A 12,883-nucleotide genomic window follows, 5' to 3' on the forward strand; every position below is an offset into this window, starting at 1 on the left:
CCCACAGTCAACTACTGGGAAAGGACGGGCTTGTCGGTGGGGAAGACGACGTGGAGTGCGGTGGTGGCCGGTGGAGCGGCGGTCGTGCTCACCGGGGTGGCGGCGGTGCCGGCCGGTGCGGCGGAGGGCGGGGTCTCCTTCTCCCGGGTCAAGGTGAACGGCGGGAAGCCGATCGTGATCGGGGTCAAGGAGGAAGTCGAGGTGCCCGCGGTCTTCCGGATGACGACCACGCTCGCTTACGACTACGGGCCGACGGTGTTTCCCTACCGGGGGAAGCCCGACTCGGGAGACACGGTGCACAGCGCTGTCATGACCAGCGACTGCGAGGTCGTGGACAGGGTGAAGGGCATCTGCGACTTCAAGGAATGGCTGTACATCGACCCGCGGCACCTTGACTTCGGCAACGAGGACGCCGGCACCTGGAAGACCGCCGCGCGGGTCTTTCTCGCCGGTGACGCCCACGACACTGACGACCTGAACCTGCCGTTGCAGATCAAGCGGGCCACACGCGTGACCGTCAACGCCTCGCCCGAGCCGGTCACGGCTGGAAAGACGATCACGGTGACCGGGCGGGTCACCCGGGCGAACTGGGACACGCACACGTACCAGGGGTATGCGGGCCGCACGGTGAGCCTGCAGTTCAAGGCGGCGGGTGCTTCCTCGTACACGACGGTCAAGAAGGCGACGTCGAGCAGGACGGGGGCGCTCAGGACCACGGTGAAGGCCACCGAGTCGGGCACCTGGCGGTGGACGTACTACGGGAACTCCACCTCCGGGGCGAAGTCGTCGACCGGGGATTACGTCGCCGTCAGGTAGGCGACGCGTGCGCGACGGAGGACCCGTGAGGCGGCACCCCTTCCGGGGTGCCGCCTCACAGCATGCCTGGGTTCAGGCAGCTGGAGGCCGTGGCGGGAATCGAACCCACGTAACTCGCTTTGCAGTTTTGTCCGTACTGGTCACGGCGCGATGCGGATGTGTTCGACGGCGTTCAGTCTCGTACGCATGCGGTCCCCTCCAGGGCGGTGTTTACGGCTTTGAACGGCCGCGCACCGAGGTGAATGAGACGGAAACTGAGACGGACCACGGATGGTTGATCTCGACTCACACCCGCGGGTCGAACAGCACGCCGACCAGGCCGACTTGTGCATAAGTAGTGCCGTGTGATTGGCTCTGGGACGCGCCGTATCCCCATATCCCGGCTTTTGCCGAAACATCCCCCTAACGCGGCGCCGAAGGGCAGAGCTATGCCTAAGGCTCGGTACACGTTTGACCTCCCCACCCACAAGGTGGACTACGGGGTTGAGGTGTACATCAAGGACCTCAAGATCGACCCGCAGGCGCAGCGGACCCTCAATGAGAGGCGCGCTCAGAACATCGCGGACAACATCGTCCGCGAGGCCGTGGGGTCGATCATTGTGTCGGAGCGCGCCGACGGTGACTACTACATCATTGACGGCCAGCACCGGGCACGCGCGTGCACCCTGGCCGGTTTTGAGACCATCACCTGCGAGGTACACCACGACCTGACGCAGGCGCAGGAAGCCATGCTCTTCCTGCTTAAGAACCGGGAGTCCCACAAGCCGCGACCCATCGATGAGTACCACGTGGGGCTCACGGGTGGAGTTTCTCTCTTCGTCGACACGCAGAAAATCCTGGACAAGCACGGTCTGACCCTCGGTTCGACGTCCACGAACGGGGTGGGTGCGGTTTCCGGCGTCCTGCAGATCACCGATCGATACGGAGCCACGGTCTTCGACCGTACGTTGGCGGTCGCCGAGAACGCCTGGGGACGCTCACCCGAGACCTGGGACGGAATGCTTCTCGGTGGCATCGGAATGTTCTTGGGACGGTTCGGCGATCTTGTCAATGACGAGGAACTGGCCAGGAAGATCCAGGACATGGGCACCGCGGCCAAGTGGCGGTCCGAGATCCTGAGCCAGTCGTCCCGCGGCGGCTTCAACCACAGCGGTACGGGCTCCCGCGTGACCACCGCCTTCCGCATCGTCGTGAATGCGTGGAACAAGGGGCGTAGGGCTTCGAACCGCATCGAGCCATAGTTTGACGACGAGCCGGCGCCTTCCGCTCTCACGAGAAGGCAAAGTCCACCGGCTTGACCTGAGCGAGCACCGCTTTGAGCTTGTGCCCGTCGACTATGTCGCGTTGTTATAGCTGGAGCGGTGCCCTGCGTCACGGGCATTTTCAGGTCCGTCCATACGGCGACTGACGCATCCCGTTTTTCACAGGCGTCGAGCTACCTCGCTCTCATGCGCGGGGCTTCCGATGCGCTCTCGTCTTGCCGACCGCAGCGAAGAGGTCAGCAAATCGTGTTTCTTCAACTTCTCGATGGTGCGCCCGCATGGGCGGTCATCCCAGTAGTCACCATCGGTCTTGTGCTCGCCCTGGCCCGGGTTGTCAAGAACCTCCCGACCAGTGCGATTAACAAGTTCTTCGAGCACCGCACGACCAAGTACCAGATCATCGCGAGCGACTCCAAGGGGCGGGTGGCCGTGATGCAGAAGCAGCGACTCACGTTCTTCGGCTTCGTCTTCACGTGCGTCGTCGTGGTCGCGCTCGTTTTCATCGGTTCGATGAAGAGAGACGCTGAGGTTCCTGCACACAGCCCGGTGCCGTCAGCCAGTACGACGGCGCCTCGGCTTCCCTAGACACCGCAGCCGGCGAAGGGCTCCGAGAAGCGCACGGACAGAGGCGGTGTGCGACGACGCCGCCTCTGTTCGGGGGCTTGCAAGAGGGCGAGCTCTGGCTGGGCGATCCACTGTCAGTGGGTGCGCCTACCCTGCTCAGCATGACACTGCGGGAGTACTTGCATGAAGTCGCTTCTACGTACGACCGGACTGCCGGAACCGGGTCCCCGGCTGCGAAGCTGCTGAGGTCGGCACCATCTGTCTTCGGGCCCTACATTCCGGCGAGTTACCTCATCAAGGGGAGCGCGGGGAACGGCGCTGGAGCGTTCTGCCCGTGGGTGTCGTTCTTCGACCCGGACGAGACAACCACTGCCACGCGAGGCATGTATCTCGTCTACCTCTTCGCGGAGGACATGAGGACGGTTTCACTGAGTCTCAATCAGGGTGTCACCGAGCTTCGTGAGACGTTCGGAGCCCGCGAGGCAGAGGTGCGCCTCCGAGGTGAAGCTGCAGCCATCCGAGGCGCGTTCTCGGGCGACATCGTCGAGGAACTGAACGACGTCGTCGACTTGGGCGGAAGAGCCGGCCTTCCGCGGGCGTACGAGGCGGGGAACATCCTTGCCTGCGTTTATGAAACCGACTCCCTGCCGACCGAGGAGACACTGAGAACCGATCTCCGCAGGATGATCCAGCTGTACCAGGACGCCTTGGTCCTGCGTGAAGACCTGCGAAGCACTACGCGAGACCTGATCACCACGATCAAGCCGAAGGAGAGCGGTGGCCAGGATCCGCTCCTCTACTTCGCTCCTAAGAGTGACGACGAGTACGTTCAAAAGATCACCGCGCGTGAGATCAGGAAGAGCCGCAAGCACGAAACCCTGGTCAAGCGCTACGGAGCATTCCTCGCTGAGGCGGGGTTCGCCGCCGGGACGAACGTTTACCCCCGTGACCTTGTAGCCAGACGCAACGGGGATGACTGGCTGATTGAAGCGAAGGTGGTCCGCCGCGGCAACGTCAGCCACGCTGTTCGGGAGGCGATCGGCCAACTCGCCACATACGCCTTCCTGCTCTACCCAGCGGATGCACAGCCTCACCGCATGGCGCTCTTCACCGAAGCTATAGGTGACGTGTATGTGCGCCTACTCAGCCACCAGGGAATCGCGTCGGTCTGGCCCACGGAGGACGGCTGGGCTGGATCACCGGAGGCCGTGAGTGCCGGCCTTGCCCAGAAGGAGGTGTAGACCGGAACGCACAGGGTGACGCCACCGGAGCGATCGGGCCTCCTGAGTTGGCGGAGCATGCGAGATCGAACTCGTGAGGGGTTGCCCCCAACACGCTTTCCGCCTGTCCGCGTGACTGTACCGGGGCGTCCGTGGGGGTTCACGCGGCAGGTCAGGTGGGGTGCGCGCACGTCGGCGAACGGTGGCGGCCGTCGGCGCACTGGACAAATACCAGGACAAACGGCGCTGCTGCCGAGGTCTTACCTCACGTGTAGGGGACGACGCCGACGACGTGGGCATCGCGTGCCTGGACTTGCTACCTACGCTCAGGTGTCGCTCTCGGATCTTCTTGCTTGCTGACGGAGCTGTGACGCGGCAGTCTTCATCGCGCGCTCATTAACCGCACGCCGCAACTTGTAAATAGCGTCCGGAACAAGGGGTGTTGAGCGGCGGAGATCGTACAAACTCTCTTGCCAGACGAGCAGATCGTTCCCATCAACCGACTCGCCAGCGGCGCGCATTCGACTCTCGATTGAACGAGTTAGATCGCCTCGATCGCGTGCCGCACGCCGAATTCCGAAGATATATCGAAGGACATCAAGGAATGATGGCAAGACCGGAAGTAGGACACCGACTAGAAACGTAGTGAGTGATAGCCTCACCCAAACGCTTGCTGCAATTAGCGCCAATACCCAAACTACGGTTACCGTCGTCCAAGTGATCGCCGTGGAACGCAAGAGCCTATCCGAATATGCTGCGTTAGCCCGCTGCGATATAGCCACTGTGATGACCCCTGGGGTGCCCGCATCGATCGGATACCAGTCCAAGAGTTTCTGATCATCAGCGATACGCCTGAGTTCCGAATCGGGACCAGCAATCGCAGCGATCTCCTCCATCGCTGGCAGGGTTGACCTTTCGACGCTGCCTGGCATCCCGAATACGTAAAAGTCAAACTGCTCTTGGACTGCTGCGGCCCTGGCGACCATAGTGGACTGAGCGTTGATCAGGACGCTCTGTCCCAAAAAGAGCCACAGCCCTGCAACCGCCCCGGAGACAACGGCAAGGTCCGGCAGTACAACGGAAACTACGGGTGCGCCGAGCCCGATAACCAGCATGCCGAACCAGCGAAGTGCCAGCCACCTCTTTGCTTTTGAGTAAAGTCGGCGTTGCGCAATGAGCAGCCGCAGCGCATCGTCTTCGTTTTGTCGAGCAGCCATATGTGCGCTAGACGGCGGCTCGTAGTCTGCTTGAAGGGCTGGGCTCATGTGGGCAACCGTCTCTCGTTGCGTCTGTGCGGATTGATCTATCGGTTGAAAAGCAACTTGAGCTGTTCGATAGCCTTCTCGTTGTCGCCACTGTGGTAGAAGTCTTTGGCCTTTCGTGCGCGAGTGACGGCGGTGCTAAGTTTCGACAGCGCGTCTTGACGATTCGATTCCGAAGAACATGAGCCGAATCGCGACCCTAGTCCTGTGGGGTCGTTCATCGCTGCAAGGCCAGCATCATGCATCTTGCTGAGCGTGAGATATAGATCCCAGAGCGCGGAATATGTTGTCTCCCCATCGAGATGCTTGGCCGAACGCATCTCCAGATAGCAAGAGGACACTGGTACGTTACGCAGATACTTCCAAATTTTGAGCTGACGGGCGAGCCGTTTAGCTGCCCCGTTGTGCTTCTTGTTGATGTCGTTTACGTACTGGTTGTGATCCTTCGGGTATGTTTTCATCCAGCCATCTGAAGGATTGGCGATCCAGTAGCCGGAGGTGTCCGGGTAAGCAGGTACGACTTCCACGTGCCCGTCTGAAAATCTACACACCACCGCTGGGCGACGAATTACTACAGTCGTTGACGGGAAGCGCTCCTGAAGAGTGTCCTTCACTTTGTTTAGCATTGTCCAAGGGGAGCCTGGCTGAATTCCCTTGAGTGATGCCAAAAAGTCTGCGTCACTGTACTGCCATACGCCAGTCCCGTGCCGGAGGGAACCAATTTCGAACATCTCGCGCAGACCCAAATAAGCATCAAGGCGCGTTTCGATAGAGCCGCGGTGGCGCCGTGCTGCATCGAACTGCGTTGCAGTTGGCGTGTAGAGACTGGTCAAATCGTCCAGCCAAGTCATAGCCGACTGTCCCACGATGCCCCCCACTGTTCCGTGTGACACGAGCGTCACTACAGGTGATCAGAGTGAACTCACGATAGCGGCAAACACTGACATTGGAAGGGGTTCGTGGAAGCCCGCAGTTGGGGACCGTGCCGGACACCGGTGATCCGGGGGTACGGGACATGGGAAGCTGGAAACGATGAGGTGCTGATCGCTGGCGAGAACTAGGGAGGGGAGCCCACGTGCCGCAGGGCAGTCCGCGAGGTACGTACCTGGAGGTCTCGGAATCCCTCCGCGAGAAGATCAGAGACGGCGAGATCACAGAAGCGCTGCCGTCTCAGTCGGCGCTCGTGAGCGAGTACGGCGTCAGCCGCAGCACCATCGAGCGGGCGCTTGCCGCGCTCAAGGCCGATGGTGTGATCGAGTCGGTACAGGGCGCGGGATGGTTCGTGGTGGGGACCGGCGACCGCCGGCCGTTGGTCGAGCGGGTGACCGACCTGTTGCGCGGCGGGGAGGTGAAGGTGGGCGACCGCTTCCCCACCGAGAAGGAGCTGTGCGAGCGGTTCGGCGCGTCCAGGACTGCCGTGCGCTCCGCCATCGCGCAGATGGAAGGCCAAGGGCTGATCGGCAAGGGGGCAGGGCGAGGGCGGGAAGTCCTCACGCTGCCGACCGGACGGGAGACACAGACGGCATGACGACGACGGAACGCACGGAGTTCGACGCGGACGCGGCAGAGGCCATCCTGCGCCGGGCATGCGCGGTCGCCGACCTGGAGCCGGACGGCATCGAGATCCTTCGGCTAGGCGACCATGCCGTGTTCCGTGTCGACGGCGGCCGGATCATCTCGCGGGTGGGCCGGGGTGCCGACCGGCTTGCCTCGGTGCGGCGAGAAGTAGCGGTGGCCCGGTGGCTTGCTGACCAGGGATACCCGGCCGCTCGTCTCGTCACGGACGCCGAACAGCCGATCGTGATCGAGGACCACCCGGTTACCTTCTGGGAAGGGCTCGCAGACGGCGACACGTACGCGAGTACGGCGGAAATGGGCGTGCTATTGCGGCGGCTCCACGAACTGGAGCCGCCGCCTTTTTCGCTGCCTCGACTCCAGCCGTTCGAAAAGGTCGCGAGCCGCTTGGAGCGTGCCTCCATTCCGGCGAGTGCCCGATCATTCCTGCGCTCGATGGCGAGGGATCTGGAGGTCGAGTATGGGCGCCTCGCATTCTCGCTTCCCTCGGGACATCTGCACGGTGACTTCAACGTGGGTAACGTCCTGCACGATGCGTCTGGCTATCCGCGCGTCATTGACCTGGACGGGTTTGCTACGGGCCCCCGCGAGTGGGACTTGATGCAAACAGCCATGTACTACGACAGCTTTGGATGGCATACGGAAGCGGAGTATGCGGATTTCGTGGCGGGCTACGGTTTCGACGTGCGCGAATGGGACGGATACGTCGTGCTCCGGAGCGTGCGAGAACTGCTGATGGTCACGTGGCTCTCGCAGAACGCGGGCACGGACCCCCGGGCCGCTGACGAGGTCGAGAAGCGGGTGGCAACTCTCAGGTCGGGAGGATCACGCCGAGATTGGGCGCCCTTCTAAGGCGTCAAGCCGCATTGCTGCCACAGGCGGTAGGTCCGTGCTTCTTCCATGAAGGTGCGGAATTCCACAGCGCCTCGCATCGCGGGGGAAACGCGTTCGCGGAATTCTCGAACGTACTGGACGCAGCGCGCCGACTTCAAACCCTCGCCGAGTTGTAGGGCAGTCTTGGCGATTTCGCAGCCGCGCCCAATTTCGCCTTGGTTGATATACACTTCGGCCTGCACCATCGTCGCGAAGAAGTCGCTTCGATTGTTCAGGCCGTCGCCGAAGATCGATCCCGCGCCCCGTTCTGCCGCTTCTGCGGACCGGCCCAAATCTCGGAAGCAATGGCCGATCTCGGCTGCAAGCTCCACCTCATCGAAATAAGCGATGTACGGCGGATCGCTGTCCGGGGTCCGCTGACTGAGCTTGCGCTCTGCCTCTATCAAGGCGAGGTCGCATCCCCGTTCGTCGCCGAGGCGGGCCAGGGCCCGCGCCTCCATCGCGTGGAACTGCGCGGACATCGTGGGGCCCACCGCGCCGGCCGGGCCCGTGTAGGCCGCCCGAGCAAGGGTGGCCGCGTCGTGGTAGCGCCCGAGGAACGTGGCCTGGTGGCTCATCGCGGAAAGGATGCTGCCCCCAAGAAGCCGGTCTCCTGCCGCTTGCGTCATGCGCAGCGCCTGGATGAAGTACCGCTGAGCGATGCCGTGAAGGCCGCTGTCGTACGACATCCACCCGGCGAGCAGGAGCGCTTCCGCCACGGCCGAGTAGAGCTGTTTGCCCACGTCGTCCGAGTACTTGCCGTCCAGCATCGGCCGGACATCCGTGTGCAGGTACTGGATCAGCGCGCGTCGGGCATGGCCACCGCCGAACTTGCCATCGAGCATGCTGAAGGCGTCGGCAGTGGAGCGGATCATTTCCACGTCCACCATGCCGATCGCGCGGTTGCCCGCGCGCGTCAGCTCCCCGTCCGGCGGGGCGACGATCCAGCGCAGGGACGCCGTGTTCCAGGCGGCCGAGTCCGGCTGCGCCCTGACCAGTACCTCAGCCTCAGCAAGGTCGGCACGCCAGAGGTCCGCGACGGTCTTGGCTGTCGCCTCGGGCCTGTCTGCAAACTCAAGTCCGAGGTCAGGCTGTACGGAAGACACGGCCGCGTCACCCATGCCGATGTCGTCCAGGGTGAGCCGGCGCCCTACCTTCTGGCCGATGGCATCCGCGATGAACTGCGGCATGTTGCCGCGCGGGATTGCCCCCTTGAGCCACCGCGAGACGTACGTGTGATCGCAGGTGATGTCTTCACCTGACCGTGCGGCAGCGGCGACCACCGCGCGAGCAAGGGACTTGTGTGAGAAGTCGCCTTCCTGCATGAGCGCGGCCAGTCTGGCGTTCCGGTCTGCCATGGGACCCCCAGGGTGCGGCCGTGGTACCAGCTTGACTCATCGTCACTCTAAGCAGGTCAGGCCGGGTGTGCAGAGGGTTCGCACCTAGGAGTGCACGAGTGCACCCCCAAGTACTCGCTCCCGAACCGCCCCCCGGATGAGGACAGTTGAATCACCACCGCACGGGACAGGCCGGCGGGACCGAGTCGAAAGCCACGGGTTGACGGCGCGGAATCCTTCTGCCAGCGTGAGTGGTAGGTAATACACACCACGCTTGGTGGTGTGTGGCACCGAAGCACGACCAATGGGGGCCACGTCCACCGGACGCGGCCTCAAGGGGCCCGGGACAGAGCGGGCCGAGGGCGCACCCGACCCTGGTCATTCGGGAGGGCTTAGACCGAAAGGTCACGTCTCCATACGCCTACAACGGGGTCATGCCGCGCTACCTGATACGGGCGCGGCACCCCCGAAGGAGACACCTCGCCCCGGCATCACGCCGCGAGGGCGCCGGGTCGAATCCGGCCCGGGGCACTTGGCCGGCCGCTACTTGCGGCGTTGGCCAGCAACACCGGGGCGGCGGCACTCCCGGACAAGGACAGCCCGCCGCTTCCGGTCTTCCTCCCGACAAAGTCAGAGGGGTCTTCCATGACCGAGCGCGTTTTCGTCTCCGAAATGTCCGGCCCGATCGTGCTGGGCGTCTCGTTGCCGGTGGGCAGCGTCCGCGTTCAGGTGATCGACAGCCTGACCACCGCCCGCGTTGTGTTGAGCACCGACGACACCAGCGGACCGGCGGCCGACGCCGTCAACCGCGCCCGCGCCTCGCAGAACGGCCAGGCGTTCGCCATCGAGGTGCCGGAGATGCCCGGCAACGTGATGGTGCAGAGCCAGCACGGCAATCGGGTCGTCCAGAACTTCGGGGTGATCAGCGGTTCCGTGACCGGCGTGACCATCGTCAACGGACACATCATCTCCGGCGGCATGGGCGCCATGCAGACCGTGAGCCCGATTGAGGCCACGGTGTGCCTGCCCCCGCACTCCTCCCTCGCGGTCGTCTCGCAGTCCGCTGACGCGCACGTCTTCGGCTACGTCGACCGCATGGAGTTCCGCTCCGTCTCCGGCGACCTGGTCGCCGACGGCGTCCGCGAGCTGCGCGCCAACACCACCTCCGGCGACATCCGCGCCGGTCGCGTCACTGAGCAGATCACGGCTCAGTCGGTCTCCGGTGACATCGGGGTGGACCTGTACGACGGCCGTGGCGCCGCCCTGGGGACCACGTCCGGGGACATCACGGTGCAGGCCACCAACGGGGCCGCCGGCCACGTCAGCGCCAACAGCGTCTCTGGCGATGTTCAGATCTTCGGCGCCCGGCACCTCAACGTCTCCGCCAACACCGTCTCCGGTCGCGTCCGCAACCGCTGACCGGTCATCTGCACTACTCGATCCCCGCATGGTGCGGGGCGGTCGCACTCCCGGACAAGGACAGCAGACCGCCCCGCGCCTTCCCGACGCTTAGGAGAGATCCACCATGCGCATGCGCACTTTCGTCGCTGGTCAAGAGGCCATCGGTGAGGCCGAGTTCGCGGAACTGGCGCTCGGCATCGACATCGACCTGTTCCGCGGGCCGCTGGAGCCGGAGACGGACTCCGAGCGCGCCGCCCGTGAGGACGCTGCCCGTGACGTGCTCGCCGACCTGCGGGCGCAGGGCGAGGCCGGTGACGAGATCGCCGCTTGGGACGCCCTGTATGCCGACGCGCTGACCCACACGGTGCCGTTCCTGCGCGCCGCTCGCGGCCACCTGCCGGGGACGGGGGAAGCGGCATGAACGACTTCATTACCGCACTCGCCGGAGCCGCGCCGCTCGCCTCGGGGTGGGCCTGGCACGGTGTGGCGATGCGGCGCCGTCTGGCCGCCGCGCGCAGGGACCCGCTGTCGGGTCTGCCGACGCGGGCCGCGTTCGAGCGGCGGGCGGAACGCGCGCTGGCCCGTGGCCCGCACGTGGTGATCGTGATGGACCTGGACGGGTTCAAGCACCTCAACGACGTGTTCGGGCACGCGGCCGGTGACGAGGCGATCCGCGTCACGGCCACGAGCCTGAACGACGCCCTCAGCGGCGAGCACGGCAGCGTGGCCGCCCGGCTCGGTGGTGACGAGTTCAGCGCCGTCGTGCCGCTGCGGGACCGGGCGTCGCTGCCGTGGTTGCTGGGTGGCCTGCACGGCGAGGTGACCGCGCCGTTCCGTCACGCGGGGTGTGACCTCGCCGTGGGTGCTTCGATCGGCGCGTGCGTGACCACTGACCTTCCGGCGCCCTCGCTGTCGCTGGCGCTGCGACGGGCGGATGAGGCCATGTACGAGGCCAAGCGCAGCGGGGGCGGATGGCGCATCGCCGACGGCCCCGCGCTGACCCACACCACCACGGTGGGCCGCCGCACCGGGCGCCCCGGAACGGCTGGAAGGGAGGCCGCGTGATGACGGGACGCAAGCCGTTGACCAAGACGCAGAAGACCGTACTGACGGCCGCGTTCGTGCCCATGCTGCTGACCGGCGTGGCCGGTGGCATCGGCACATTCAGCAACATCGGCCACGCCTACGGCAAAGGCACCGCGCTGGGAGCGGTGGCGGCCGGTGAGGGCGCGACCGCCGTGCTCGGCCTGGTCCTGTTGGGCCTGACCATGCTGGGTCAGTCGTCCCCGTGGCCGGTCCGGATCGGGCTGTGGGCACTGCCGGCCGCCGCTTCGGTCATGGCCGCGATGGCGGGCCCCGACGCCGGCCGTACCGTCATCTACGCCGTGACCCCCATGGGCATGTGCGTGTCGGCCGAGGGCATGGCGTTCCTCGCGCGGCGCATCGTCGTCCACACCGACGGCCGTGACGCCGAGGCGGAACGCAAGGCCGCCGCCGTCGTCCAGGCCCTCGCCTACCACCGCGCCCGCGCGGCCAACCACCCCGATACGCGTGTTCGGAAGCGGTCGGACCGCAAGTCGTGGCGGCTCGCGCGCAGGGTCGGCGTCGGGGACGTGGCGCTCGGATCGAGGCTGCTGGACGTGCAGCGTGATCGGGTGACGGACGGCGCGAACGCCGCCCTGTCCGCCATGTTCGGCGGGATCGCGATTGTGGAGGAATTGACCGAGAACATGAGGAATCGGTCTATGGCTGACCTGCCGGAATCGACCCCGGCACCCTCGGTAGTGCTGACTCGACTGCCGATCCCCGATCCGGTGCCGGTCGACTTCGCCAAGTCGACTCTCCCGCTCAAGCCCGCCCCGCCGATCGCCGCTCCGGTCGACCGGGTGAAGGTCGATCGGGCGTCGGCCGAGTCGAGCATGCCTCGGGCGGTGGCGGCCGACTCCCCTCGCCCCCGGCGGGCGACCGGCAGGGTTCCTGAGGTAGCCCGGTCGCCCCGACCGAAGCGCACGGCGGCGCAGTTGCTGGAGGAGGCACGCGCCGCAACCGCGGATTGGCCAGACGCGCAGATCACTGCCGAGGGCATCCGCCGCACGGTGCGCACCTCGCCGGCGAATGCCCGGAAGCTGCGGGACACGCTCCTTGCTGAGCGTGCCGACGGTGGCGCCGGAGCGGTGGCCGCGTGACGCGGCTGACCCTCGCCGACTGCTTCGACCCCGACGGCGAGCGGTTCGGCATTCCTACCTATCCGTGGCGCTGTGCTCCGGATGGCTTGGCCACTCGCAGCCAACTGCGCAGTCAGGGACTACGGCCGGGCGGTCAGGACGTGGCGGCACAGATCCTCCGGCCGCGTCGCCGGCGCGAGCCGCTGACCGCATACCTCTACCGGATCGATCGGGCGCTTCCCGTACGGCCGATGACGCCGGGCAGGTGGCGTGCGCACGCGGCGATGATGCGCGCCCGCCGCCGCTGCCCCGAGTGCGGCCAGGACGCCGGTTACGTCGTCCCCGCCTCGCTCGGCATGTGCGTGAACTGCGCCTACCCCGAACAACGCGCCGCCTGAGCCTCACCGC

General features: G+C 65.4%; 14 protein-coding genes. 11 read left to right on the forward strand and 3 right to left on the reverse strand.

Annotated features, from left to right (window positions below; all coding sequences use genetic code 11):
• Positions 1 to 36 precede the first annotated feature (36 nt).
• From AB0K80_RS07320 to AB0K80_RS07335, 4 genes are all read left to right on the forward strand, one after another.
• On the forward strand, positions 37 to 816 hold the full coding sequence (locus tag AB0K80_RS07320) for a hypothetical protein (RefSeq protein WP_365666787.1): 780 nt from the start codon (positions 37 to 39) through the stop codon (positions 814 to 816).
• A 488-nt stretch (positions 817 to 1,304) separates the two neighbouring features.
• The gene (locus AB0K80_RS07325; protein WP_365666789.1) at positions 1,305 to 2,057 is read left to right on the forward strand and encodes a ParB/Srx family N-terminal domain-containing protein; all 753 of its coding nucleotides are present in this window, start codon (positions 1,305 to 1,307) and stop codon (positions 2,055 to 2,057) included.
• Positions 2,058 to 2,390: 333 nt separating this feature from the next.
• Positions 2,391 to 2,663, forward strand: a complete 273-nt coding sequence (locus tag AB0K80_RS07330; RefSeq protein WP_365666791.1) for a hypothetical protein — start codon at positions 2,391 to 2,393, stop codon at positions 2,661 to 2,663.
• Between the two features lie 140 nt (positions 2,664 to 2,803).
• A complete protein-coding gene (locus AB0K80_RS07335; protein ID WP_365666792.1) occupies positions 2,804 to 3,883 on the forward strand; it encodes a DUF3578 domain-containing protein in 1,080 nt (359 codons plus the stop codon).
• A gap of 305 nt (positions 3,884 to 4,188) precedes the next feature.
• On the opposite strand, the gene AB0K80_RS07340 is transcribed toward AB0K80_RS07335, so the two are convergent.
• Complete coding sequence (locus AB0K80_RS07340) at positions 4,189 to 5,127, reverse strand: S-4TM family putative pore-forming effector (protein ID WP_365666794.1); 939 nt, start codon at positions 5,125 to 5,127, stop codon at positions 4,189 to 4,191.
• A 38-nt stretch (positions 5,128 to 5,165) separates the two neighbouring features.
• Positions 5,166 to 5,975 carry a nucleotidyltransferase gene (locus AB0K80_RS07345; RefSeq protein ID WP_365666796.1) on the reverse strand — a complete coding sequence of 270 codons (810 nt, stop codon included), beginning with the start codon at positions 5,973 to 5,975 and terminating at the stop codon, positions 5,166 to 5,168.
• Positions 5,976 to 6,199: 224 nt separating this feature from the next.
• Here AB0K80_RS07345 and AB0K80_RS07350 point away from each other — a divergent pair, with 224 nt between their 5' ends.
• Positions 6,200 to 6,652 carry a GntR family transcriptional regulator gene (locus AB0K80_RS07350; RefSeq protein ID WP_329873292.1) on the forward strand — a complete coding sequence of 151 codons (453 nt, stop codon included), beginning with the start codon at positions 6,200 to 6,202 and terminating at the stop codon, positions 6,650 to 6,652.
• Positions 6,649 to 7,551: an aminoglycoside phosphotransferase family protein gene (locus tag AB0K80_RS07355; protein WP_365666798.1), complete on the forward strand. Its 903-nt coding sequence runs from the start codon at positions 6,649 to 6,651 to the stop codon at positions 7,549 to 7,551. The genes AB0K80_RS07350 and AB0K80_RS07355 overlap by 4 nt, the downstream gene beginning before the upstream one ends.
• Here the strand turns inward: AB0K80_RS07355 and AB0K80_RS07360 are convergent.
• Entirely contained in the window at positions 7,548 to 8,930 is a 1,383-nt protein-coding gene (locus AB0K80_RS07360; protein WP_365666800.1) for a hypothetical protein, read from the reverse strand. The genes AB0K80_RS07355 and AB0K80_RS07360 overlap by 4 nt on opposite strands.
• Before the next feature lie 624 nt (positions 8,931 to 9,554).
• On the opposite strand from AB0K80_RS07360, the gene AB0K80_RS07365 reads away from it, so the two are divergent.
• From AB0K80_RS07365 to AB0K80_RS07385, 5 genes are all read left to right on the forward strand, one after another.
• Positions 9,555 to 10,328: a DUF4097 family beta strand repeat-containing protein gene (locus AB0K80_RS07365; protein ID WP_365666802.1), complete on the forward strand. Its 774-nt coding sequence runs from the start codon at positions 9,555 to 9,557 to the stop codon at positions 10,326 to 10,328.
• A gap of 112 nt (positions 10,329 to 10,440) precedes the next feature.
• Positions 10,441 to 10,731, forward strand: a complete 291-nt coding sequence (locus tag AB0K80_RS07370) for a hypothetical protein (protein WP_365667292.1) — start codon at positions 10,441 to 10,443, stop codon at positions 10,729 to 10,731.
• Entirely contained in the window at positions 10,728 to 11,375 is a 648-nt protein-coding gene (locus AB0K80_RS07375) for a GGDEF domain-containing protein (protein ID WP_365666803.1), read from the forward strand. Before AB0K80_RS07370 ends, AB0K80_RS07375 begins: the two co-directional genes overlap by 4 nt.
• Complete coding sequence (locus AB0K80_RS07380) at positions 11,375 to 12,496, forward strand: conjugal transfer protein (RefSeq protein WP_365666805.1); 1,122 nt, start codon at positions 11,375 to 11,377, stop codon at positions 12,494 to 12,496. The genes AB0K80_RS07375 and AB0K80_RS07380 overlap by 1 nt, the downstream gene beginning before the upstream one ends.
• Positions 12,493 to 12,873, forward strand: coding sequence for an RRQRL motif-containing zinc-binding protein (locus tag AB0K80_RS07385; RefSeq protein WP_365666807.1), 381 nt, complete (start codon positions 12,493 to 12,495; stop codon positions 12,871 to 12,873). The genes AB0K80_RS07380 and AB0K80_RS07385 overlap by 4 nt, the downstream gene beginning before the upstream one ends.
• Positions 12,874 to 12,883: the final 10 nt, after the last annotated feature.

Origin of the sequence: Streptomyces sp. NPDC052682, assembly GCF_040678435.1 — a bacterium.
GTDB lineage: Bacteria > Actinomycetota > Actinomycetes > Streptomycetales > Streptomycetaceae > Streptomyces.